General features: G+C 72.3%; 21 protein-coding genes and 1 tRNA gene. 7 read left to right on the forward strand and 15 right to left on the reverse strand.

Translation table 11 applies throughout. The features are described from left to right. From FFT21_RS24890 to FFT21_RS24915, 6 genes are all read right to left on the reverse strand, one after another. A partial coding sequence (locus tag FFT21_RS24890) for an Ig-like domain-containing protein (protein WP_137816364.1) occupies nt 1-984 on the reverse strand: 984 nt, incomplete at its 3' end. A 511-nt stretch (nt 985-1,495) separates the two neighbouring features. Next, complete coding sequence (locus tag FFT21_RS24895; protein WP_137816365.1) at nt 1,496-2,557, reverse strand: hypothetical protein; 1,062 nt, start codon at nt 2,555-2,557, stop codon at nt 1,496-1,498. Nucleotides 2,558-3,064: 507 nt separating this feature from the next. Next, nucleotides 3,065-3,149 (reverse strand) — tRNA-Ser (locus tag FFT21_RS24900). Between the two features lie 69 nt (nt 3,150-3,218). Further along, on the reverse strand, nt 3,219-3,830 hold the full coding sequence (locus tag FFT21_RS24905) for an RNA polymerase sigma factor (protein WP_225978733.1): 612 nt from the start codon (nt 3,828-3,830) through the stop codon (nt 3,219-3,221). A 108-nt stretch (nt 3,831-3,938) separates the two neighbouring features. Beyond that, nucleotides 3,939-4,406: a nucleoside deaminase gene (locus tag FFT21_RS24910; RefSeq protein ID WP_137816366.1), complete on the reverse strand. Its 468-nt coding sequence runs from the start codon at nt 4,404-4,406 to the stop codon at nt 3,939-3,941. Between the two features lie 23 nt (nt 4,407-4,429). Beyond that, complete coding sequence (locus FFT21_RS24915; protein ID WP_137816367.1) at nt 4,430-4,918, reverse strand: tRNA adenosine deaminase-associated protein; 489 nt, start codon at nt 4,916-4,918, stop codon at nt 4,430-4,432. 105 nt (nt 4,919-5,023) lie between these two features. On the opposite strand from FFT21_RS24915, the gene FFT21_RS24920 reads away from it, so the two are divergent. The 3 genes from FFT21_RS24920 to FFT21_RS24930 are packed head-to-tail and all read left to right on the forward strand — an operon-like array spanning nt 5,024 to nt 8,540. After that, on the forward strand, nt 5,024-6,265 hold the full coding sequence (locus FFT21_RS24920) for a M20 metallopeptidase family protein (RefSeq protein ID WP_137816368.1): 1,242 nt from the start codon (nt 5,024-5,026) through the stop codon (nt 6,263-6,265). 39 nt (nt 6,266-6,304) lie between these two features. Continuing rightward, nucleotides 6,305-7,282, forward strand: a complete 978-nt coding sequence (locus tag FFT21_RS24925) for a prephenate dehydrogenase (RefSeq protein WP_137816369.1) — start codon at nt 6,305-6,307, stop codon at nt 7,280-7,282. A 58-nt stretch (nt 7,283-7,340) separates the two neighbouring features. Further along, entirely contained in the window at nt 7,341-8,540 is a 1,200-nt protein-coding gene (locus tag FFT21_RS24930; protein WP_137816370.1) for a thiolase family protein, read from the forward strand. A 25-nt stretch (nt 8,541-8,565) separates the two neighbouring features. On the opposite strand, the gene FFT21_RS24935 is transcribed toward FFT21_RS24930, so the two are convergent. The 3 genes from FFT21_RS24935 to FFT21_RS28985 all read right to left on the reverse strand — a co-directional run bounded on the left by FFT21_RS24935 (nt 8,566) and on the right by FFT21_RS28985 (nt 12,774). Then, complete coding sequence (locus FFT21_RS24935; RefSeq protein WP_225978734.1) at nt 8,566-9,216, reverse strand: putative glycolipid-binding domain-containing protein; 651 nt, start codon at nt 9,214-9,216, stop codon at nt 8,566-8,568. A 216-nt stretch (nt 9,217-9,432) separates the two neighbouring features. Continuing rightward, nucleotides 9,433-11,505, reverse strand: a complete 2,073-nt coding sequence (locus FFT21_RS24940; RefSeq protein WP_225978735.1) for an FUSC family protein — start codon at nt 11,503-11,505, stop codon at nt 9,433-9,435. 90 nt (nt 11,506-11,595) lie between these two features. After that, a complete protein-coding gene (locus tag FFT21_RS28985; protein WP_192909735.1) occupies nt 11,596-12,774 on the reverse strand; it encodes a thioester domain-containing protein in 1,179 nt (392 codons plus the stop codon). 684 nt (nt 12,775-13,458) lie between these two features. Here FFT21_RS28985 and FFT21_RS24955 point away from each other — a divergent pair. Then, nucleotides 13,459-13,734, forward strand: coding sequence for a hypothetical protein (locus FFT21_RS24955; RefSeq protein WP_137816371.1), 276 nt, complete (start codon nt 13,459-13,461; stop codon nt 13,732-13,734). 142 nt (nt 13,735-13,876) lie between these two features. Here the strand turns inward: FFT21_RS24955 and FFT21_RS28990 are convergent, their stop codons facing one another. The 5 genes from FFT21_RS28990 to FFT21_RS24980 form a co-directional block, all read right to left on the reverse strand. Continuing rightward, nucleotides 13,877-14,554: a DUF5666 domain-containing protein gene (locus tag FFT21_RS28990; RefSeq protein WP_153816585.1), complete on the reverse strand. Its 678-nt coding sequence runs from the start codon at nt 14,552-14,554 to the stop codon at nt 13,877-13,879. A gap of 175 nt (nt 14,555-14,729) precedes the next feature. Beyond that, nucleotides 14,730-15,518 carry a BPL-N domain-containing protein gene (locus tag FFT21_RS24965; RefSeq protein WP_137816372.1) on the reverse strand — a complete coding sequence of 263 codons (789 nt, stop codon included), beginning with the start codon at nt 15,516-15,518 and terminating at the stop codon, nt 14,730-14,732. Continuing rightward, on the reverse strand, nt 15,515-16,804 hold the full coding sequence (locus FFT21_RS24970; RefSeq protein WP_137816373.1) for a heparan-alpha-glucosaminide N-acetyltransferase domain-containing protein: 1,290 nt from the start codon (nt 16,802-16,804) through the stop codon (nt 15,515-15,517). The genes FFT21_RS24965 and FFT21_RS24970 overlap by 4 nt, the downstream gene beginning before the upstream one ends. After that, nucleotides 16,801-17,511 (reverse strand): BPL-N domain-containing protein, encoded by a 711-nt coding sequence (locus FFT21_RS24975; RefSeq protein ID WP_137816374.1) that lies wholly within the window; start codon nt 17,509-17,511, stop codon nt 16,801-16,803. The genes FFT21_RS24970 and FFT21_RS24975 overlap by 4 nt, the downstream gene beginning before the upstream one ends. After that, a complete protein-coding gene (locus tag FFT21_RS24980; RefSeq protein WP_225978736.1) occupies nt 17,511-21,545 on the reverse strand; it encodes a Pls/PosA family non-ribosomal peptide synthetase in 4,035 nt (1,344 codons plus the stop codon). The genes FFT21_RS24975 and FFT21_RS24980 overlap by 1 nt, the downstream gene beginning before the upstream one ends. 512 nt (nt 21,546-22,057) lie before the next feature. Between FFT21_RS24980 and FFT21_RS29315 the strand changes: the two genes are divergently transcribed. The 3 genes from FFT21_RS29315 (at nt 22,058) to FFT21_RS24995 (ending at nt 23,389) form a co-directional block, all read left to right on the forward strand. After that, the gene (locus FFT21_RS29315; RefSeq protein WP_137816375.1) at nt 22,058-22,189 is read left to right on the forward strand and encodes an ATP-binding protein; all 132 of its coding nucleotides are present in this window, start codon (nt 22,058-22,060) and stop codon (nt 22,187-22,189) included. A 72-nt stretch (nt 22,190-22,261) separates the two neighbouring features. Next, on the forward strand, nt 22,262-22,651 hold the full coding sequence (locus FFT21_RS24990) for a hypothetical protein (RefSeq protein WP_225978737.1): 390 nt from the start codon (nt 22,262-22,264) through the stop codon (nt 22,649-22,651). 81 nt (nt 22,652-22,732) lie between these two features. Then, nucleotides 22,733-23,389, forward strand: a complete 657-nt coding sequence (locus FFT21_RS24995) for a DUF305 domain-containing protein (RefSeq protein WP_137816376.1) — start codon at nt 22,733-22,735, stop codon at nt 23,387-23,389. A gap of 87 nt (nt 23,390-23,476) precedes the next feature. Here FFT21_RS24995 and FFT21_RS25000 read toward each other — a convergent pair whose 3' ends face one another. Further along, on the reverse strand, nt 23,477-24,076 hold the full coding sequence (locus FFT21_RS25000; RefSeq protein WP_137816377.1) for a class I SAM-dependent methyltransferase: 600 nt from the start codon (nt 24,074-24,076) through the stop codon (nt 23,477-23,479). Nucleotides 24,077-24,176 lie beyond the last annotated feature (100 nt).

Below are 24,176 nucleotides of genomic sequence, written 5' to 3' on the forward strand. Positions count from 1 at the left end.
CCCACCGTCGAAGAACTGCACGGTGCCGGCCGGCTCACCAGCGCCCCCGCCGGTGCAGGTCACGGTCGCGGTCAGCGTCACCGCCTGGTTCGGCGCGGCCGGGTTCGGGCTGCCGTTCACCGAGACGGTCGTCGCGAGCGTCTGCACCTGCTCGTTGAACGGGTTGGCGGTGTTGTCCGCCGGGCTGCAGGGCGACCCCGGGCCCGGGGTGTATGCCGCCGTGATCGGATGTGTCCCCGTCGTGGCGAACGAGGTCATGAACGTCGCCGTGCCGGTACCGCCCCCAGCGGGGGTGACCGCCACCGAACCGCTGATCGGCACGCCGCCGTCGGAAAACACCACCGAGCCCGCCGGCTCACCGGGAGGCGCACCGGTGCAGTTGACCGTCGCGGTCAGGGTGACCGTCTGGCCCGGGGTGGCCGGGTTCGGGCTGCCGTTCACCGAGACGGTCGTCGCCAGCGTCTGCACCTGCTCGGGGAAAGCCATGCTGGTCGACCCGAGACACGCCGTTCCCGTCGGGGTGTACGTGGCCGTGATCTGATGCGTCCCGGTCGTGGCGAACGACGTCGTCACCGTCGCCGTTCCGCTACCCCCGCCCGGGAAGCTGGTGTTGACCGGAATGGCGCCGTTGATCGTGTTCACACCGTCGAAGAACTGCACCGTGCCCGCCGGTTCACCAGCGGGCGCACCGGGGCAGTTGACCGTCGCGGTCAGCGTGACGGGCTGGTTCGGCGCGGCCGGGTTCGGCGTGCCGTTCACCGTCGTGGTCGTCGTTGTCTGCGCCATGGCCGGCTGCGCGAAGGCAACCATCGCCGCCAGCGCGGCCCCGACCACCGCGACGCGGCGTATCAGTGTTCTGTAGGAACGTGTCACCACGGTCCTCCCTCGTGGCAAATTTTTCGGAAAATCGTCCTGTTGGATTTTCCGGCCGGAAAATGCGTACGTCCTCGACAGGTCGGGGTTCAAGCGCGACGCGACACGCATGCCCCTTCAGCGGACAAGATTCACCCGCGGGATGGTGGACCACGGCAATGGCGGAAAGACGTCGCCTGTCAGAACGAGAACAGGTCCGATCCGGGCATCTCGGCGATCACGAAGACAGTAATCTGTGACGTTTCCTCACCGGAGATCGTTCGTCGACAGAGTGAACGGGACCGCCGTTCGTGATCGCACCAGATCCGGTCCGTGAGCACGGACGGCGGTCCGTCGACGTAGGGCGGCCAAGATCGGTCGCCCGGCGTTACTGACTGGCCGGCGAATGGCCTGGGGGACCTGCGATACCCAGTGGGGCAGAGGCATGGCGGTGCGCGCCGTGCTCCGCGACCCGCAAACGCCAGGAGCAGCCCGGTGGACCGGGTGATGGTCGCGCACGGCCATGAACCGCACCCGAGACAAACGTGCCGGCCAGCGGGCACGGCCGGACGTACGCTCGATGGGGTGCCCCGCGGCGGAGGGTTGTCACCGCGGGACACACGCCTGTCGGGCAAGGAAGCGTTCAGACGCAGCCGGGCACGGTGCTCGGCATCCCGCAGTTGTTCGGGGTGTTGCCGGTCACGGGGCTGGAAATCAGCGTCACCGTGCCGCCGTTGTTAAAGACGCCCCCGCCGTCCGCACCCATACCGAGCGCCTGGTTGCCGGATACCGGGCTGGACCGCAGCGTCGCCGTGCCGGTTCCGGAGTTGGCAATGCCACCGCCCCGGGCGTTCGTGCCGTTGGCCGTGTTGTTGGTCACCGTGCTGCTGTTCAGCTTCAACGTCCCGTCATTGAGAATGCCACCGCCCGCGGCACCTGCTCCCGAGGCGGTGTTTCCGCTGACCGTGCTGCTGTTCAGCGTCGCGCTGCCGACGACACTGATGCCGCCACCCTGGAGAGCGATGTTGCCGGTGAGGGTGGTGCCGCGGATCACCCGAGTGCTGTTCAGCGTCAGGGCGCTGCCAATGGCAACCCTGATACCGCCACCGAGGGCGCCGGAGCTGTTGTCGGTCACGGTGCTGTTGTTCAGCGTGGCGCTGGTGCCCACGACGCCCCCGACCAGTTCCAAACCACCACCATTCGACACGGCGGTGTTCCCGCTGAGGGTGGTCGCGTTGAGCGTGGCGCTGCCGCCGACGCCGCCGAAGGGTTCGACAGAAATACCGCCACCAACATTGGTGGCCATGTTCGCGGTGATGGTGGTACTCCCGGTGGTCAGCCGGCCACCGAGGACCAGGAACCCACCGCCATCGCCGTTCGCCTGTCCGTTGCGAACCGTCACGTTACTGATGCGGAGGTCCCCCGGAAGGTCGATTTCAAAAATCCGGAAATTGGCGGCGGCCATCGCCGAGCGCTCGATGGTGGCGCCGTTGCCAACGATGGTGAGCGTCTTGGCGATCGGCGGCAACGCATCGTCGGTGGCGTCGAAGGGCGTGCTGTAGCTGTAGTGGCAGCCCGGGGCCAGCACCAGGATGTCTCCCGGGTTGGCGTTGGTGATCGCCGTCTGCAATGCCGTTCCGTTACAGGTCACGGTAGTCACCGCGGCATTGGCGGTGGCCGGCAGCGACACCAACCCGGCGACCACACCGGCCACGGTGAGCGCAGCCCGTACACAGGTTGTAGCTCGCATCTTTTTTCTCCAACTGTTCAGTCGTGTCGTCGCGCGACATCCATGTCGCGTGGACGAAAGCACCTGTGGCCTTTTGCCCAAGGCGGTAAACATTTTTCCGGTCTTGGGCAATACCTAAAGGAGCAGAACCGGCTCCGAGAATCACAGCCTGGTCGAGCAGGCAGCGAATCACGACAGGCAGGCGCGGCACATAGGACTCCTTGGCTCGCAGGTGATCGATCAGTGCCGGTTGGGATACTCGCGTCATGTTCGATCAACTGCGCGGGGACGCGACGATGATCACCGTTTCGGGCGGTGAGTTTCAGCCAGGAGGGCCGTGCCCATCCGGGGCTTACGGGGATCGATCCCCTACGCCAGGGTGCATTGTCGGACAACCAAGCCGCTCACAGGGCCGCCTGAGACCCAACGCGGGACGCCGGGCGAGTCGGTTTCGACCCGCCCGGCGCCTACCTGGTTAATGAGCGGTAGCGGTGGGATTCGAACCCACGGAGGGTTGCCCCTCACGCGCTTTCGAGGCGCGCTCCTTCGGCCGCTCGGACACGCTACCGCGAACGAGGGTAGCGGACGCCGATCGTGGCATTCCAACGGCCCCGCTCGGCCGGCCGCGACGGCGCGGTCAGCGCCAGGCCCGCATCAACTCGGCCAGCCGGGTACGGGCCCGGCACAGCCGGCCGCGCACCGCCTCCTCCGTGGTGCCGACGACCTCCGCGATCTCGGCGAACGGCAGGCCGTCCACCTCGGCGAGCAGCCACACCGCGCGCTGCGGCGAGGGCAGGCCGGCCAGCGCCGCGCCCAGCGCCCGCACTCCGGCACCCGCCTCCACCGCGCGCGGCGGGTCGAACCAGCCTCCGGGCGCACCGCCCACGGCCATCGCCGCGGACTCGGGGAACGCGTCGGTCGGCTCGGTGCGGCGGCTGCGCCGGGTGCGGAACAGCACCAGGCACTGCCGGTGGGCGATACGGAACAGCCAGGTGCGCACGGCCGCGGGGTCGGCCAGGGCCGGCAGTTGGCGCCACGCGGTGAGGAACACCTCCTGGGCGATGTCCTCCGCCTCGGCCGGGTCGCCGAGCATCCGGACGGCTAACCGGTACACCCGGTCCTGGTAGCGGAGCAGCAGCGACTCGAACGCCGCGGCGTCCCCCTCGGCGGCGCGCGCGGCGAGCGTGGCGTCGGTGGGCTCCCCGGCAAGGTCCGCGCCGGGTGCCGGCATGCCGAGCGAACGGCTCACACGCACCCCCTTGTACCCGCGGCCGTTTCCGCCCCGGCCCGCGTCGGGGCAGGTCAATCGTGGCAGCCGGGCGGCATCGTGCCGACACGCGTCGCCGGAAGGAGTGAGTCACCCGTCTCGGTGATTTTCGAAGAACTCGTCGAGCAGGGCGGCGCACTCCTCGGCCAGCACCCCACCGACCACCTCGGGGCGGTGGTTGAGCCGGCGGTCGCGCACCACGTCCCACAGCGAGCCGACCGCCCCGGTCCTCGGCTCCCATGCGCCGAACACCACCCGCGCCACCCGGGCCAGCACCAGCGCACCCGCGCACATCGTGCACGGCTCCACGGTGACCGCGAGGGTGCAGCCATCCAGCCGCCAGCCGTCGCCGTGCCGGCCCGCCGCGGCACGCAGCGCGAGCACCTCGGCGTGCGCGGTGGGATCGCCCAGCGCCTCGCGCGCGTTGCAGGCGCTGGCCAGTCGCCGGCCCTCGGCGTCCACCACCACGGCGCCGACCGGCACGTCGCCGCTGGCGAACGCGGCGCGGGCGGCCTCAATGGCGGCCCGCACCAGGTCCTCGTCACCCTGCCGGCTCACCGCGCGAACTCGTGGCGCCCGGCTCACCGCGCGATGCGGTCGAGCAACTCGTCGAGCTGGTCCTCGAACCCGCACCGCTGGGCGATCATCCGGAGCTGCTCGTCCGGGTAGTAGTCCACCTCGCTGGCGATGACCTGCATCTCGTCGTCGGGCAGCCCGAGGTCGGCCAGGATGCCGAGGTCACCCTCCGGCCAGACCTCCTCGTCGTCCTCGTCCGGCGGCTCCACCCGGAGCAGGTCCAGCACGTCCGCGGCGACATCGTAGTCCAGCGCGGCCGCGGCGTCGGAGAGCAGCAGCGACACCCCGCTCGGGGTGGGCCGGACCAGTACGAAGAACTCGTCGTCGACCGCGAGCATGCCGAACACCGCACCGGTGGAGCGCAGTCGCCGCAGCTCGGTGATGGCCTTGTCCAGGTCGTTCAGGGCCGATGCGTCCAGCGCGCTGCACCGCCACTTGCCGTCCTCCCGGACGACCGCGACGGCGAAGCCACCAACCGGCTCATGCTGCGCCATACCAACACGGTATGCGGTCGCACGCTCACCCGGAAGCACCAACCCGCCCATTCTGCGTTCCGCGTGAAAGAACTTTGCGTGGCGGTTCGGTGCGAGTATCGATTCATGGACGCAGCGCCACGCAAACCAGCCGGCTCCGGCCCCGCCGCCGACACCAGGTTCGCCGGCGTGCTTCAGGCCGCGCGAACGCTCCAGCCGCACACCGTGGCGTTGCGCCGCCAGGTGCACCGCAGACCCGAACGGGGCCTGCACCTGCCGGCCACCCAGGCGGCCGTGCTGCACGCGCTGCAGGAGCTACCGCTGCGGGTCACCACCGGGGCGAAGCTGAGTTCGGTGGTGGCCGTGCTGGACGGGGCGCGCCCCGGGCCGGCGGTGCTGCTGCGGGCGGACATGGACGCGCTGCCGCTGGTCGAGGAGACCGGCCTGGCGTTCGCCTCCACGACCGAGGGAACGATGCACGCCTGCGGGCACGACACGCACGTCGCCATGCTGGTCTCCGCGGCCCGGCTGCTGTGCAACTGGCGGCACACCTTCGGCGGCCAGGTGGTCTTCATGTTCCAGCCCGGCGAGGAGGGCCACCACGGCGGGCTCTACATGATCGACGAGGGGGTGCTGGACGCGGCGGGTCAGCGGGTCGGCAAGGCGCTCGCCCTGCACATCACCTCCACGCTGCGCTCCGGCGTGCTGCAGACCCGCCTCGGCCCGATCATGGCGTCCTCGGACGTGCTGCGGGTACGGGTCACCGGGCGCGGCGGCCACGCCGCGATGCCGCAGGACACCGTGGACCCGGTGCCGGCGGCGGCCGCGATGGTGGGCGCGCTGCAGACCATGATCGGTCGCCGGGTCAGCGCGTTCGACCCCTCGGTGATCAGCGTGACCAGGATCGCGGCGGGCACCACGAACAACGTCATCCCGGAGACCGCCGAGCTGGAGGGCACCATCCGGGCGCTGTCCGAGGACACCCGGACGCTGGTGCACCGCGAGGTCCGCCGGGTCTGCGAGCACGTGGCCGCGGCGCACGGCTGCACCGCCACGGTGGACATCGACCTCGGCTACCCGGTGACGGTGAACGACGAGGCCGTCGGCCGGCAGGTGATCGACCTGGCCCGCTTGGTCCTCGGCCACCGCTACGCCGAACTGATGGCCTCGCCGTCGATGGGCGCCGAGGACTTCGCCTACGTGCTCCGGCAGGTGCCGGGTGTGCTGGCGTTCCTGGGGGCCTGCCCGCCGGGCACCCGGCCGTCCGAGGCCGCGCCCAACCACTCCAGCCGGGTGCTCTTCGACGAGGCGGCGATGGAGCACGGCGTCGCGCTCTACGCCGCCTTCGCCCTGGACGCCCTGCGCTAACGCCCGGGTGGGTGCCGCGGAGACGGCCGGGAGGGCACGATGGCTGCCGTGCGCGCGGTATGTGTGGTCGGGCTGGGCTTGATCGGCGGTTCGGTGTTGCGGTCGGCGGTCGCCGCCGGCCGCCCGGCGTGGGGTGCCGCCGCCTCGTCGATCGACGTGGCGGCGGCCCGCTCCGCCGGCTACCCGATCGAGGCGGGGGTGGACGTCGCGCTGCGCCGGGCCGCCGAGGAGGACGCGCTGGTGGTGCTCGCCGTGCCGCTGCCGGCCGTGCCGCAGGTGCTCGACGCGGTCACCGAGCACGCGCCGGACTGCCTGCTCACCGACGTGGTCAGCGTGAAGGCGCCGGTGGCCGACGCGGTGCGCCGGCTGGCCCCGCGCGCCCGGTACGTGGGCGGGCACCCGATGGCCGGCGCGGCCAGTTCCGGCTGGGCGGCGAGCACCGCCGAGCTGTTCCACGGCGCCGCCTGGGTGGTGGACACCGAGGACGGCACCGACCCGGACGGTTGGCGGGAGGTGGCCCGGCTGGCGCTGGACTGCGGGGCGCACGTGGTGCCGGCCGCCGCCGAGGAGCACGACGCCGCGGTGGCCCGGGTCTCCCACCTGCCGCACGTGCTGGCCGCGGTGCTGGCCTCGGTGGGCGCGGCCGGCGGGCCGCTCGCGCTGGCGCTGGCCGCCGGGTCGTTCCGGGACGGCACCCGGGTCGCCGGCAGCCGTCCCGAGCTGGTCAGGGCGATGTGCGAGGGCAACCGGGACGCGCTGCTGGACGCGCTGGACGAGGCGCTAGGCCGGCTCGGCGCGGCCCGTGGCTCACTGGCCTCCACCGGCTCGCTGGGCAAGACGATCGAGGACGGGCACCAGGGACGCCGGGAGCTGGCCGAGTCGCAGACCGCGGCGCGCACCCCGGTGCGGATCGACCTGTCCGCGCCGGGAGCGATGGAGGCGCTGCGCGGTCTCGGCGCCCGCGGCGGCCGGGTCACCGCGCTGGACGCCGGGTGTGCGATCGGCGAGGTCGGGTAGCCCCGCCGGGCGTCACGGCCCGCGCACGCCGCCCGGGCTCTGGGGGAGCATGGAGACCATGCCGAACCCGCTCATCCTGGACGCCGCCAGGACGCCGTTCGGCCGCTACCGCGGCGGGCTCTCCGGCATCCGGGTGGACGACCTGGCCACGTTGCCGATCACCGAGCTGCTCCGCCGGCACGGCCCGGACGGCAGCGGCCGACTCGACCCGGCGCGGATCGATGACGTGGTGTACGGCAACACCAACGGGGCCGGCGAGGAGAACCGCAACGTGGCGCGGATGGCGGCGCTGCTCGCCGGCCTGCCACCCACCGTGCCGGGGGTGACGGTGAACCGGCTGTGCGCCTCCGGCGGCGAGGCGGTGGTGCAGGCGGCCAGGGCGGTCGCCGCGGGTGACGCGGAACTGGTGCTGGCCGGCGGCGTGGAGGGGATGAGCCGGGCGCCGTTCGTGGTGCCCCGGACCGAGCAGCCGCTGCCGGACAAGCTGGAGATGGTGTCCACCGCGCTGGGCTGGCGGCTGGTCAACCCGCGAATGCCCAGCCACTGGACGGTGCCGCTGGGCCGGGCCGCCGAGCTGATCGCCGTCGAGCTGGGCATCAGCAGGGAGCGGATGGACGGCTACGCGCTGCGCTCGCACCGCAGGGCCGCCGCGGCCTGGGACGCCGGGGTACACGACGGGTTCGTGTTCCCGGTCCGGCTGCCGGACGGCACCTCGGTGCGCATCGACGAGTCGATCCGGCCGCAGACCAGCGCGGAGCGGCTGGCCCGGCTGCGGCCGGTGTTCTCCGCGGACGGCCCGATCACCGCCGGCAACGCCGCACCGCTGAACGACGGCGCGGTGGCCATCCTGCTCGGCACCGCCGAGGTGGCCGACGAGCTGGGCGTCGAGCCGCTGGGCGAGGTGCTGGGCAGCGTGGTCACGGCGGCGGAGCCGGACCGGTTCGTGCTCGCCCCGGTCGAGGCGGTGCGCCGGCTCGCGTCCCGGCTGCGCACCCGGACCGAGGATGTCGATCTGTGGGAGGTCAACGAGACGTTCGCCGCCGTGGTGCTGGCCATGCAGCACCACCTGCCGGAGGTGGAGCCGGAGCGGATCAACGTGCATGGCGGGGCGATCGCCTACGGCCACCCGCTCGGCGCGTCGCTGTCCCGGGTGGTGGTGGACCTGTGCCGGCACCTGAAGGTGCGCGGCGGCGGGACGGGGGTGGCGGTGGCCGGCGTGGGCGTCGGCCAGGGCGCGGCGATCGCCGTCCGCGTGTAGCGGCCCGCGGCGGAGGCGGGCCGGGCTACCGGCGGGTGGCCAGACCGGGGTAGTCGAGCACCAGGCCCTCGGCGTCGACCACCAGGTCGGCGGAGAAGTCACCGCTGGTGAAGTTGACCACGGACTGCTCGGCGCCGACCGACACGGTGCGGTAGGTCTGCCGGACCAGCCGCACGGACAAGTCGGGCAGCGAGACGAACACCATGGGAATCTCGTGCTCGCCGGGCTCCCGGTGCAGGCCCAGCCGCCGGATGGGCAGGGTGTTGAACAGCGCCGCGCGCTGCACGTCCACGTCCACCGCGCCGTCGAAGTCGGTGCGCTCGGTGCCCTGGCCGAGATCGGCCAGCCACACGCCGTCCTCGGTGCGGGACAGCGAGATCTGCCGCTCCTCCTCCGCGGTGGTGCTGCGGAGCAGCAGCCGGCTGACCGTGCCCACCTCGGTGACGGACAGCTCGAAGGACGCGCTGAACGGCTCTGTCCCGTCGCCGGCGGCCGCGACCATCCGGCCGGAGGCCCGGAGGCGCGCGTCGGACAGCAGCAGCCGGACCGACTCCAGCCGCGGCGGCTGCTCGGGCACGCCCTGCCAGGTCAGCATGGTCGGTCGGCGGTACTGCGGGGGCACCGGGCGGCCGTCCTCCTCGGAGGCGAACCGCTGCGCGGTTTCGGAAGCGTTCACTCTGCACCTGGGATGGTTCTCTCGGCCTCTGGGGTAAGGCCTGGTCGACGGGTGTCCTGCCGGTCGCTGGTCTGGTCTCTCCTCCCCGACCGCCACCCGGTGGTGACCGGGGTGGGGCCGATCCGGGGCACGCCAACGACGGAGCGTACCCGAGGCGGCGGCGGGTTCCCACGTTGTGACCGGCACCTCACCCCGCGGCCTGGCGTGACCCACCGGCTACCCGTGGCGACGGTTCGGCCGCATGCGGCGCCACGCGTCGGTGGGAAACAGCCGCATCGGCGAGGGCGGCGGGCGGCCGTCCCATTCGGGGCCGCGCAGCGTGCGGAGCACCGCGGTGAGCTCCGCGCTGACCCCGGCGAGTTGCTCGGAGTCGGGCAGCCGGACCTGGCCGGGGGCCCGCTGGGCACGCACCGCGGCCGCCGCCTCGCCGACCGCGCCGGCCAGCCGCTCCACCTGGCCAGGGTCCGGCACCGGGGCGCCGCGCTCCACCTCCACGGCCACCCGGGTCACCGCGTCGGTGACCCGCTCCAGCCGGACGATCGCCGGCCACCATGCCGCCGCCAGGCGCCCCGCCGCCGAGGGTTCGGAGAGCAACTGCTGGAACGCGGTGCGCAGGTCGGAGAGCGCGCGGTAGCTGCGCCGGCGCAGGGTGGACCGGCCCCTCGGGTCGCCGCCCAGACCGCGGCGCAGGTACTCGGCGAGCAGGTCGAGCACCTCGGCGACCCGGCCGCCCACCCGGGGCCGCCTGCCGCCCGGCCACAGCAGGTAGCCCACCACCAGCACGACCAGGCAGCCGAGCAGGGTGTCCAGCAGCCGGGCCAGCACCAGGCTCCAGTCCCCCGCCTGGGCCAGGTCGAGCTGGATGATCACCAGCGGGGTGATCAGCGTGCTGAACATGCCGTAGTTGCGCACCTGCCCGATCGGCAGCGCGGCGGCGAACAGCGCGAGGAACGCCGCGAGCAGCCACCCGCCTGGTGCCGCGGCGAGGATGGCCGCGCCGACCAGCACGCCGAGCAGCGTGCCGCCGCCGCGCAGCAGCGCCCGCGCGAACACCGAGCCGAAGTCCGGTTTCAGCACGATCGCCACGGTGAGCAGCACCCAGTAGGGCCGCTGCAGGTGCAGCAACGCGATCAGCGCCTCGGCGACCACCATGCACAGGGCCAGCCGCAACGCGTGGAACCACGTCTCCGGGCCGGCCACCACCGAGTCCCACCACGACTCGAACCGCTCCCGCGGGCTCGGCCGCTCGACGGTCACCCGGTCCACGCCGGATCCGGACATCACCCGCAACACCTGCTGCACGCCGGCGACCAGCGCTGACGTGCTGGGCGTGCGGGTCTCCGGCAGCCACGGCCGGGGCACCGGGCCGTCCGTACGCACCGCGTCGGCGATCTCGGCCACCGCGCCCACCACGGCCGGCGGGGGACGCCGCCCGGCGTGGGCCAACGCCACCGACGCCTCGACCAGCGGGGTGGCCTCGGACAGCAGCAGGAGCAGCCGCCGGTAGGGCAGGTCGCGGCCGGCGATCCGGGACCGGACGGACAGCAGCGCGTCGTAGGCGTCGTTCATCGCGGCGGTGAGCGACCGGCGCGCCGCGACCGTTTCGCCGGTGCCGATGGCCCGCAGCAGCGCGGTCACGGCGTCGAACACCCGAGCCACCGCGGCCCGCTCCGGTGCGGTGGCGCGGACCGGCCAGCCGCTCAGCGCGAGCAGCACCGCCCACGCCGCGCCGGCCACGAAGCAGGCGATCCGGAGGCCGGGCGGGACGCTGGCGGCCTGGCCGGCGCCGATGACGCCGAAGACCAGCAGTTGCAGGCCGGCCATGGATGCGGTGTTGTTCGCCGCGCTGATCACCGCGGACACCACGGCGAGCACCACGATCGCCGCCGCGGTGAGCAGCCCGCGCTCGCCGACCAGGCTGCCGACCGTGTACCCGGCGGTGGCGGTGAGCAGTACGAAACCGCTGCGGCGCAACCGGTACCGGTACGGCCCGGCCCGGTCGGTCACGGTGATCGGCAACGCCCCGATGGAGACCAGCACGCCGATCGGCAGCGCCCCGGCGAGCATGCCGACCGCGATCGGCCCGCCGATGGCCAGCGCGGCGCGGACCACCCGGTTCCACTCGATCGGCGCCGGCCGGGGCCGCAGCATCTGCACCAGCCAGTGCGGCGCGGCAAGGTCCTCGCCACCCCGCTCCGCGGCCGCCGGAGACGCCGCTTCCCGCGCCGGAGCGGCCACGCCCTGCACCGGCCGCGACGGGTCGGCGCCATCCGGGGGCGGGGTGCTCACCCGCCCAACCTAGGCCCCGTGCCGGCACCCTGACACGACCGAGGGGCCGCCCGGGCTTCCGGGGCGGCCCCTCGGTGCATTACGGCGCGCTCAGGCGCGCTTGCGGCGGCGCTGCAGCAGCAGGGCGCCGACACCCGCGCCGAGCAGCACGACGCCGGCGATCACCGGACCGAGCACCGAGGCGCCGGTGTTGGCCAGCTTGTTGGTGTTCCCGGCGACCACGGCGGCCGGCGTGGTCGTCGTGGTCGGCGTGGCCGGCACGGTGGTCGTCGTGGTCGGCGTTGCGGACGTCGACGTCGGCACGGTCGCCGGTGCGGCCACCCATTTCGCGGTGGCCGACGCTTTGACGGACACCTCCACCGGCGCGGCGACGATCAGCGACTGGGTCTTCACGCCGTCGCCGACGAACAGCCGGCCCTTCTCCAGCCTGGCGGTGGCGCTCACGGTGAAGCCACCCTGCGCCGGCCTGGCGTCGGCCGGCACCTTGACGAACACCTGCGAGCCGTTCTGCACGTCCTTGACCGCGTTGCCGTCCCTGTCCACCAGCTCGGCGCCGGCGGGCAGGCTCTTGGTGAGCTGGACCGCCTGCGCGGTGGTCTGGATGGTGAACGGACCGATCTTGTCGCCGGTCTTGCCGCTCAGCTCCTTCGGGGAGACGTCCAGGCTGGGCTTCGCCTCGTCCTTGATGCCGGTGTTGGCCGGGCCGGTGAGGTAGGTGTAGAGGGCCTTCACCACGCCCTGGACGTCGGCCGGGGCACGGTCGACGGGCTTGTCCGCGTCGAGGTCCGCACCGTCGCTGTAGTGCCAGATCGCCGCCTGGGTGGCGGCGATCGCCTCCTCCTTGGTGACGTTCTTGCCGTTCAGCGCCGCCACCTTGCCGGCGAGGTCGGTGGGCTGCACGGCGGGGTAGGAGTTCTGCAGGATCCAGTTGACCTTGCTGGCGTTGGTGAAGAACGGCGAGTGCTCGTCCGGGTACTTGTTCCACGGCACCTCGGCCATGTCCGCGCCGTTCTTCGTACTCACCGACAACTCGACGCAGTAGGTCTGGATGGTCTTGTCACCACCGTCGACCTGGAGCCCGATGAGCGTGGTGGGAACGGTCTCGGATCTGTGGTCCGCCCGGACCACGTTGACCATCAACCCGCGGACATCGCCCCGCTCGTCGACGTGGGCGTGCGTCTCCGCGCTGGCCGGCAGCGCGGTGGCCAGCAGCGCGGCGGAAGCACCGAGAATCGCCGCGCCGATGCGCAGCTGGAACCGGGATGCCATGTGTCTCCTTCTCGTGCGGTGGTTCCCGACGCCGGTGGGCGTGAACCGAAGGGCGATACCGTCCAAATGGACGAACAATGGCGGAACAGCCATTCGCCCGAATGGTCCACACCGATCGGCGCGATGTGTGGAGCATGAAGACAATGCGGCGGAACAATACTGGACCCGCCGACATTTCCCGCCACCAGGTCGCCCTTTCGGAAAATCCGCCGCCACCAGCACGAATCCGGCACGATCGTCCACAGAGGACATTTGAATCCGCAACCGGAGGGAACGCGACGACACCGGAGGGCGGAACCGGCGGGGAACGCGCTCCCACGCCGCTGCCGGCCGGACGTCGAGCCCAGCGGGAAAAGTCCGGTTTCCGCAGTTCACAGCCGGCCGGGACGAGCGCGAAAGGGAAAACTTTCCTCATTCGAGATCGGAACGTTAGCGAATGGTGATACGTTGGCCCGGCGTCACGGCCGGCCGGCGTGATCGTTTCTTTGGGACCGGCCGCCACTCCACGACGGCAACGACCGTCGACCGGCACACCGTTGCGACACGCGCACGGGATGCGCTACGACAGACGGAGCAATCTTGGTCCTGGACCCAAGTTCGTCCCTTTGCAACCCTCAAGTTGCGACATGGTTCTGGCGATGACCCTGGCGGATCAGTCCCCGACCACGGCTGGGAGAGCAGACCGTGAGTGATGAGAGAGCCGCCGGCCGGCCGAGCAGGGCCGGCATGCGCGCCGCGGGCCACGACACGTCGGCCGCCGCCGAGCGCCGCCGTTTCCTGGAGAGCGCCGCGGCGGTGACGGTGTCGGCCGAGCGGACCCAGCACCGCACCGCGGTGCGTGTGCTGCGCGCGCTGGGCTACCGGGAAGAGATCGCGCTGCCGCGTACCCGCCGCGCGCCGGTGACCCTGCTGGGCAGGGTGCTCGGCGACGGGCTGCGGCCCCGCGGCCGCTTCCGCTGACCGCCCGTCCCGGATCGGTCACCCCCCCACAGAACGCCGCCGGCTCGACGTGGGTTCACCGCCCACGTCGAGCCCGCCCGCGCCTCCCCGAGGCATCACGACCGGCGCGGCCCTGCCACCCGTGGGCGCCGGGCCGCCGCGGTCACGCCTTCGGCAGTTCGACCAGCTTCTCCGCGGTGAGCGTGCCGCCGCCCGCGGCCGGCTGGCCGGTGACGGCCACGATGTCGCCGACCTTCGGCTTGTTGGCCACCTTGGACAGGTCGACCTGCTGGGTCAGCCCGTCGGCCCGCTCGATGGTGGCCTGGTCACCGTTGATCGCGGTGACCGCGCCGGCGACGTGGCCGTGCACGTCGGCGATCAGTGCCGCCTTGCCGTCGTCGCCGATCAGCACGAGCACCCGGTCGCCCGGCTTGAGGTCGCTCACCGAGCGCTTGTCCTTGCCCAACCCGCGCACCCTGGTCGCGTCCCCGGTGGGCACGGACACCGCCTGCCCGGTGCCATCGGCCGTCACGGTGATCGTGCCGTTGCCGACCGCGGCGAGGACGCCCTGGACCCGCTTGTCCTTCCGCAGCGCCTCGCGGGCCTTGGCGGCCTTTCCGTTGTGGGCCTTGGCGGCGGCCGAGGGCGCGGCCGGCGCCTGGCCCGGGTCGCTCGCCGCGGTGGCGAAGCCACCGGTCAGCAGGCCAGCGACGACCACACCGCCGAGAACGGCACCCGAGACGCCCGCGGTCAGCGCGATGAACAGCCGGCGCCGCCTGCTGGTGGGGCGGGCCTCGTCGGCGGTGGAGAACTCGCGGGTGTCTCCTGGATTGTCGGTCATGGTGCTGCCCTCCGATGGGTTCACGTCATCCACCGGGCGGTTCCCTCGCCCGGACAACGACGACGATGCGCGAGAAAGCTGAAGCGGCGCTGACATCGCGGGTGGCGGTGACGGAATCTTCAGCGCAGCGTCAGGAGTGATCGCCCCGGCCCGGTCCCCGGTGGCCGGCGGTGGCTCAGCGCGTGGCGCCGCCGGGCGAGGTCGGCGCCGGACCGTGCAGCGTGGTCTCGACGAGGTCGTAGCCGAGGTCCGGGTGGACACCGTCCGGATTGGACAGATCGGCGTCGCGGTACCAGGACCTGTCGGCCTCCGGATGCGGGCCGACCACGCCGACCCGCCCGGAGCCGTACGCGGTGATCACGGCGGCGGGCGCGCCGGTGTCGTAGCTGGCCAGCACGGTGGCGGCCGCGCCGGGCCGCAGCCGGAAGATCGGGCCGTCCTGGAAGAACATCGTGCGCTGCCGGCCCCGCCAGTTGACCCGCACGAGGGTGTCGTCCGTGGTGTGCACGCTGGCGTTCGGTGAGCCGATGTATCGGTCGGTGTCGCCGGGTAGCAGCGCGAAGCCCGGGGTGGCTCCGGCGAGGTAGCCGCCCAGGCAGAAGCCGAGATAGTGGCCGCCATTGTGGACGAAGTCGCGGATGTCGTCGGCGTAGCGGTGTAACCGGCGCCAGGCCGGGTCCACGTCGCCGCCGCCCGGCTGCGCGTACACCACCGCCCCGGCCAGGGTCTTCGGCGTGACGTCGACGTCCTCGTCGGGGCCGACGTACCGGGTGCGGAACCCGGTCGGCGTGCTTTCCAGCAGCGCCGCCACCGACTCCGAGCAGCCCGAGCAGGACGCCGGCCCACGGTAGACCAGGGCGAGTGGCCGTTCGCGGGAGGTCAGCGCGGTAACGCCGGCCCAGCCCAGGACGGCCGTGGCGCCGGCGGCGCCGGCACCGATCAGCAAGCGGCGTCTGCTGATCATCCGCGCTCCGCCGTCATGGCCGCGCCTTCCGGGGCGCCTGCCGCGGTAAGTGCTCCGCCGGCCTCGACGGCGTCCGAACCGGCCGGGGTGGTACGGCGCGGCGCACGCTCGGCGCATGCCCTCGCCCGCCTGGCCAGCGTGGTGACCAGGGATTCCAGCGGGCCGCGACCGGCGGTGGCCCGCCAGGCCAGGCCCAGCAGCAGCAGGGCGATCACCTGCAACACGTATCCGGTACCCGCGCCGTACGTGTCGTAGTCGGAGTTGATGAACTCGATGTGCAGCGCATAGCAGGTCAGCGTCATGGACCCGGCCGCCGACAGCGGCGCCAGTCCGATGTGGACGGCGCGGCGAACGGCGGGCCGGGTGAGGTGGCCGAGCGCGAGCAGCGCGCCGAGCAGCGAGACGGCGGTGCCGGTGGTGTGCACCAGATCGGGCGGGGTGCTGGTGTGCGGAGCGTTGACGGCCAGCCACCACCAGGTCGAGGTGGGAGTGGTGCCGTCGCCGCCGAGGGTGAGCATCTCGGTGGTCTCCGGCGCGGTGAGGACGCTGCCGGGCTGGGCCGCCCAGATGTGGGCCAGCCCGCCGTAGCGACCCAGCAGCAGCCACGAGGCGGCCGCGGCGCCGGCGGCGAGGACGGCGCCGGTGGCCAGCAGGGCGAGGGCGACGCGGAGGCGGGCCAGGTTGAGCCGGCCGACCACGATGCCGGCGGCCAGGTAGGCCATCCACGGCACGGCCGGGTACTCGCCGGTCAGCGACAGTTCGGAGAGCAGGGCGAGCGGTTGGTGCAGCAGCGAGCCGAGCGTCGGGTTGGTCAGGCTGGGCGGCGGCAGGTGCGGGAACAGGACGTGGCTGAGCACCGGTGTCCCGCCCGCGACGACCACGGCCAGTGCGGCCACCAGCGGAGTGGGCAGGAAGACCAGCGGGACGGCGAGCAGGAACATGATCGCGTAGTAGGGCAGGATCACCGCACCCAGTGCGGCGTCCGTGCCCACCCCGAGGGCGAGGCCGATGGCGCCGATGGCCAGCGCCCGGGTCACCAGGGCCGCGGCGGTGGGGCCGGCGTCGCGCGGCCGGACCCGGCAGCGGCCGGTCATGAACGCGATGCCCACGCCGGCCAGCACCGCGAAGGTGGCCGCCGCCCGGCCGCCGAAGACGGCGAACGACAGCGTCGGCCGGCCGGAGGGACCCTGCTCGTACAGCGAGTGGACGGCGATCATGCCGAGCAGCGCGACGCCCCGGGTGGCGTCCACGCCCACCAGCCGGGACCGTGCGGCACCCGCGCTCATCGGGCCATCACCGCGTCCACCAGGTCGAGGCCCAGGTCGGTGCCGTACCGCCGAGGCACGTCCAGGCCGGCGTCGGTGTACCAGTCCTCGGTGGCCTCCGGGTGCGGGCCGACCACGCCGACCCGGCCGGAGCCGAACGGGGCCACCAGCGCGGCGATCGTCCCGTTCGGATAGTTGGCAAGCACCGAGGCGTCGGCGCCGGAACGCACCCAGAAGTACGGCCCGTCCTGGAAGAACAGCCGCCGGCGCCGGCCCCGCCAGGTCACCTCCACCTCGGTGTTGTCCTCGGAGTCGACGGTGGCGCCGCCCGAGGCGATGTACTGGTCGGTGTCCCCGGGCAGCAGGCCGAACCCCGGTGTGGCGCCGGCGAGGTAGCCGCCCAGGCAGAACCCGAGATACCGGCCGCCGCCGTGCACGAACCGCCGGATCTCGTCGCGGTGCCGGCGCAGGTGGCGGTAGCCGTGCGCGAGCGTGCCACCGCCGGGTTGCGCGTACACCGCCGCGCCGGCGAGGACGTCGCCGGTGAGCGGCAGGTCCTCGTCCGGCCCGACGAAGTGGACGCCGAACCCCCACCGGCTGGCGCCGAGCAGCTCGGCCACCGCCTCGGGGCAGCCGGGCACGGCGGCCGGTCCGCGGTAGACCAGCGCCACCGGGGCGTCGCCGGCGCCGGAACGTTTCCCGCGCCACAGACGAGTCAGCCAGGACATCAGGCGGCCACTTCCTCGGTTTCTTCGGTGTTCGCGCTGTCGGTGGTGGTGACGGCTTGGGCGGGGATGCCGCGCCAGCGGGTGCCGGCGGTGAGGTGTTCGCCCTTCATCAGCAGTGACAGCGAGCCCAGGCAGGCGCCCTCGCCGACCACCGAGTCGTAGAGCACGATGGCCCGGGTGCCCAGGGTGGCGCCGGCGCCCACGGTGACCGTGGACATCTTCATCACCCGGTCCTCAAACAGGTGAGTCTGCAGCGACACCTCGGTGCCCACCACGGCGTCGTCGCCGATGTGGACCAGGTCGAACTCGGTGAGGTAGGTGGTGCCGATCCAGGTGCGGCGGCCGATGCGGGCGCCGAACCAGCGCAGCACCATGGGCAGGAACGGCGTGCCGACCAACAGGCCGACGCCGGCGGGTACGGCGGCGGCCTCGTACAGGCCGGTAACGAACTCGGTGCGGCGCACGAACGGGCTCCACAGCGGTTCGACCCGGGGTTGGTAGGTGCCGATGAGGTTGCGCTTGACCGCCGCGCAGTACCCGATCACCGCGGTGGACACGGCGATGGCCACCAGCGGCGAGACCAGCGCAGGGATGGGCAGGTCCCGCCCGTTGGCCAGGTACGACAGCGCCAGCAGGTACAGGTAGAACCCCATGGCCAGCACGGTGGCCGGCAGCGTGGCCCTGGCGAACTCGATGCCCAGCCGGTGCGCGACCACGGCCCTGGTCGGGCGGTAGGTGTCGGCCTCGGCGAAGTCGCCGGAGTCCTGGCGCACCGGCAGGTGCATCGCCGGTGAGCCCAGCCAGGACGTGTCCTCCGGGATCCGTTCCTCCGGGGGCACGGTGGCCACCCCGACCAGCGACCCCGCGCCCATCGTCGTGCCGGCGGGGACGACGGCGGCGTTGCCGACGAAGGCGCGGCGGCCGACCTCGGTGGGGTGGAAGGCCACCCGCCCGGCGGCGAACGTGGCCGCGCCGACGCTGGCCATGTCGGCCACGAAGCTCTCCTCGCCCAGCACCAGCAGGTCCGGGTCCAGGTGCGCGGCCGTGGACACCTCCGCCCGCGCGCCCACCCGCGCGCCCAACGCCCGCAGCCAGGGCGAGGTGTAGAGGGTGGCGTAGAGGGAGTTGGTGAACATCAGGCTGAACTCCAGCAGCTTGTCCGCCACCCACTTGCGCACTCCCAACCAGGACCGCAGCGGGTGGATGCCCACCGGCACCCGGGGCAGTACCAGGCGCTTGCCCACCGCCACGATCAGACACACCGTGGCCACGTAGACGGGGCCGGCCGGGATGGTGGCGGCCAACCCGGCCAGCACCCCCCAGCCGAGCAACGCCCACCACACCAGCGCCACCGACGGCAGGATCATCGCGATCGCCGCCAGTTCCAACCCGGCCAAACCGATCAGCGCGGCGGCCACATGCCAGACGCGCCAGCCCCGCAGCCGGCCGCGGCTGGCCAGCATGGTCTCGGTGACATCGTCCAACGCCGGGCGGGGCTGGGCCGGCGACCCCGCCCACCGTGCCCCCGCCGGGACGCGTTCGCCGCCCAGTGCGGACTGCTCGGCCAGCGCGGCACGCTCACCCAGCTCCGCGCCCGGGTCGAGCACGGCGTTGGCGCCGACGAACGCGCCCGCCCCGATCCGGATCGGGGCCACCACCACCCAACCGTCCTCCACCCGCCACGGCCGTAACGCCACCCCGTAGCCGATTGCCGCGTCCGCCCCGATCTCGACCAGGCGGGGCAGGCTGATCGTGCTGGTGGCGATGCTGGCCCGCCGACCCACCCGGGCGCCCAGCGCCCGCAGATATGCCGGCATCAGCGGCGACCCGGACACCACCGGCAGCGCGCCCACCGCCAGCAGCAGATCGGCGGCCCACAGCCGCAGATACGTCGGCCCCCACAACCGGTAGCGGCCCGGGCGGATCCCCGCGGTCAGCGGGCGCACCAACACCACCGGCACCACCCAGCGCACCCCGAGATAGGAGACCAGGATGGCCGCCAGCAACTGGGCCAGCACCCCGACCGAGACGAACCCGTTGTTCTGGGTGTACACATCGGACACCGGCAGGGTGATCAGCAGCATCAGCGCGTACAGCGCCACCGCCTGCACACCCCCTGCGGCGGCGATCCGCCGGCGGGAATGCCGCACCGGCGCCACCCGCGGCGGCGCCGTCACCCCGGCCGACGATGCGGCCGCGGCCAGCCGCGCGGCCAGCCTCCGGACGGTCGGGTGCGCGTAGACGTCCCGCACCGCGGCCTCCACGCCCTGCTCACGCAGCACCGACACCACCCGCGCGGCCAGCAGCGAATGCCCGCCCAGCTCGGTGAAGAAGTCGGCCTCCACCGACAGCGACTCCGCCTCGATCCCGAACGCCTCCGCCCACACCGCACGGAGCTGGCGTTCGGTCGCGGTGCACGGGCCCACCACCGGGCCATCGGTCACGGCCAGTCGCCGACCCGAGGGTGCGGGCAGCCGGGAGCGGTCCACCTTCCCGCTGGGCATCGTCGGTAACGAGCCCACTACGTCCACAAAGGACGGCGTCATGTAGCCGGGCAACCGCCGCCGCAACCGCTCGCTCAACCCCCGCACCAACGCATCCCCACCCGCGGCAGCGTCCGGGGTGGGCACGATGTAGGCGGCCAACTCCCGCACCGGCTCACCCTCGCCGGCATCCGTGCCCGGCAGCGGAACCAACGCCGCCACCGCCTCGGCCACCCCCGGGTCCTCCAGCAACACCGTCTCGATCTCCCCCAGATCGACGCGATGCCCGCGAATCTTCACCTCCGCATCCGCCCGCCCCAGATACTCGATCTCCCCCTCGACCGTGACCCGACCCAGATCCCCGGTGCGATACAACCGGCCGCCCGGCCCCGCCAGCGGATGGTCGATGAACCGCTGCGCGGTCAACTCCGGACGACCCACATACCCCCGCGCCACCCCCGGACCCCCGAGACAGATCTCCCCCACCTCACCGTCGGGAACCACCCGGCCGTCCTCGTCCAGAATCACCACCGAATACGTGGGCAACGGCCGCCCGATCGTCACCGGCCGATCCGGCGTGAGTTCACACCACGTCGCCGTCACCGTGGCCTCGGTCGGCCCGTAGGTGTTGAGCATCCGCCGCCCGGGCCGCGCCCACCGCGCCACCAAACCCCGCGGACACGCCTCCCCGCCCACCAGCAAACTCCGCACCCGGGGCAGGTCCCGCGGGATCGTCGCCAGCAACGTCGGAACGCAATACAAAACCGTCACCCGCGCGGCGTCCAAAAAATCCGCCAACTCGGCCCCCAGACGGCGAGAATCATTCGGACCCGCCACCACAGTCGCCCCGACCGCCCAGGTCGGCCAGATCTCCTCGATGGAGAAATCGAACGCGATCGTCATCCCCTGATACACCCGATCCCCGGGGCGCACGTCATACACCTGCGGCACCACCGCCAGAAAATTGCAAATCGACGACTGTGCCACCTCCACCCCCTTGGGCCGACCACTCGACCCCGAGGTGTAAATCACGTACGCCGCCGGATCCCCGGCATCCGCCACCACCGGCCGGGACCGCGGCGCCGCGGCCAACTCCGCCACCGCCGCATCCAGCGCCAACACCGGCCGGTCCAGCCCCCCGGTCAGCGCGACCAGATCGCCCGCGGTCACCACCAGGTCAACGTCCGCGTCCTCGGCGATGTAGGCCACCCGGTCCGCCGGCGCTCCCGGGTCAACCGGTACGAAGGCCGCCCCGGACTTGCCCACGCCCAACAGGGCCACATACGTCTCCACCGACCGGTGCAACAGGATCGCCACCCGGCAGCCCGCTCCGACACCCCGCGCACGCAACACGTGCGCCAACTGGTTGGCCCGCTCGTCCAGTTCCCAGTAGGTGAGACGCTCCCTCCCGCACTCCACGGCCACCGCCGATGGGACCGCGTCGCAGGTTTTCTCGAACACCTGATGCATCCGCCGCACCGGCCGGCGCACCCGATCGTGCCGCGTCGTGTCGACATCCGCGCTGGTCATCGCCGACGCATAGCCAGACATGACTCCCCCATGGCTGTGCACCTTCGTCAATGTCGCCGCCCTCGCTCCCGGTGCCCGAACCCGGTTACAGAATGTGTTCGCCAAGGTCAGAACTCACCCAACGGAAACATCTCTGTCACCCGGTTGACTATTACGTTGAATACCAAACATCTGGGCGGCGCCAAACAGGCAGCCTGCTCTCGTCCGCGACCGGCTACCGGGGCGTCAACAGAGATTTCACCGCCGGCCATGCAAGGCAGCCCCGCCGGAGCCGCGCGGCACCGATCCTCCCGCCCGGCTCAGGACGACTTATGCCGGAAATGACCAGATAACGTCACCGCCAAATTGGACAAAACGACGACAACGCGACCCGCGTGCCGTATAGTTCGCGAAACTCGACGACGACCCCGGAAAACCCGGCGAAGGGCAACAAAAGGGCATTACGGTACCCGAATGGGAGTAATGACCCCGCCGACATGGAGTGATAAAGATCACGCCACCGGTGTCGGGACTCGGCCCGCAGTGACCGGGCCGTGGGCACCGCGCTCGGGCTGTGGATCATCCGTGGCCTGGCCCGCTCCTACGGCGGCGACGCCTGGTACGAACCCGATCCGGCCGGTAGCGCCCGCTTCTGCCTGCGCCTGCCGATGATGTGGCGGATCTGATCTTCGTTGTGTCGACTCACACTCCCGCCCGGCCGCACCGGCGGGTGGCCGGTGCCCGGTTACAGTTATGGTGTGCGGCGCGGTACCGGCAGCGGGGTGTCTGGCTGGCTGCTGCTGTGTTCACTCGCGCTCGGTTTGGTGCTGATGCATCACGCACCCGCCAGCGAGCAGCACATGGGCACGATGAGCCCGCCGGTAGTGGCCAGCGCGACGGTTTCGGCGCCGGCGATGTCGCCTTCGGACGGGTCCGGGCGGGGCGAGTCCCACGTCCTGATGCACATGTGCCTGGCCGTCATCGGCGCGTTCGGTGCCGTTCTCGCGCTTGTCGGCGCCTTCCTCGGCCTGCCGCGACGGTTCGGCGCCGACGGTGGGCCGCCGGCGCGTGTCGGGCTGTTCCGCACCGACCGCCCACCCGGAGGCGGTCGTACCGTTCTCACCTCCTTGTGCGTGTTGCGGCTGTGATCCGTCCGCCGCGGGGTAGCACGCGCTGCCCCACGCCCGGACGCACGGCTTTCGACACAACCGAGGAGAAGTGAGAGCACAATGCGCACGTCCGTTGTCGGCACGGGCCTGGCCGCGCTCGCGGCCCTGGCCCTCATTGCCGGTTGCGCCAACGACTCGATGCCCGGCATGCAGCACAACGCGCCGAGCACACCTTCGACGGGCGCCCAAGGGGACCACAACCAGGCGGACGTCAGCTTCGCCGAACAGATGATCCCGCACCACCAGGGCGCGATCGCGATGGCCGCCATGGTCGCCACGCACACCACCAATCCCCAGATCCGCGATCTGGCCACCCGCATCCAGAATGCGCAGCAGCCCGAGATCACCCAGATGACCGCATGGCTGTCCCGGTGGGATGGCGCCGCGGCGACGCCCACGTCGCCGATGCCGGAGGCGAACCACGGTCCGATGGGTCCCATGCCCTCCGGTTCCGGCATGCCCGGCATGGGATCCATGGGCTCGGTTCCCGGGATGATGACCCCGGAGGAGATGGGGCAACTGCAACAGGCGAACGGTGCCGATTTCGACCGAATGTGGCTGCAGATGATGATCAAGCATCATCAGGGTGCCATTGACATGGCGAAGACCGAGCTTGCGCAGGGCAGCAACGCCGAGGCCAAGGAACTCGCCCAGAAGATCATCGACGCGCAGCAGGCCGAGATCACCCAGATGCGGAGCTTGTCGCGGTCGAGCTGACCCACGCGGCCGGGGGCGGCGCGAAGCCGCCCCCGGCCCAGGGGTTGGCGGAAACTCGACACCCTGCCCGGGTGGCGCACGGGATGATCACCCGACGCGCGCCCCGCGTAGCTGGGCCGCGGTGGTCGCGCCGGGGCCGGGTGGCCGCCAGGTCCAGGTGTGCACGTCGGCGAACCCGGCCGCCTCGACCGCCGCGGCCAGCGCGGCGAGCCCGCCAGGCAGCCACTTGAGATGCGTGGACAGCAGCAGGCGTCCACCGGGCCGCAGAACCCGGTGCAGTTCGGTGAATCCCGCATGCCAGTCGGGCCACAGGAAGACGTTGTTGACCGAGAGCACGACGTCCACCGACTGGTCGGGTTGGCCGGTCTGCTCGGCGGTGCCGGGTCGCAGCCGCACGCGTCCCTGCCGGACGAGGTCGGCACACCGACGTCGGCAGGTCGCGAGCATGAGATCCGACGGATCGATCCCGACCACCCGCGCCGAGCGCTCTCCGGCGGTCCGCAGACCCACCCCGGGACCGGGGCCGACGACCAGGACGGCGTCCGACTCGTGGAGTTCGGCCAACTCGACCATGTGGCGCTCGGTGGCGGCGTTGCCGCGCGCCATCAACCAGCCGCCGATGCGACCGAGGAGGCCATGCGGACAACCGAAGCCCGCCTGCTGAAGCGCCCTGCCGACGGTGCTCATGACGCCCTACCTTTCCGCGAGTTCTCGCGCGACCTGGCAGGCCATGGCGCGCGAGGTGGTCGAGTTGGCTCACGCGCTTGACGCACCCATGAGGGAGCCA

Origin of the sequence: Gandjariella thermophila, assembly GCF_005405885.1 — a bacterium.
GTDB classification, from domain to species: Bacteria; Actinomycetota; Actinomycetes; order Mycobacteriales; family Pseudonocardiaceae; genus Gandjariella; species Gandjariella thermophila.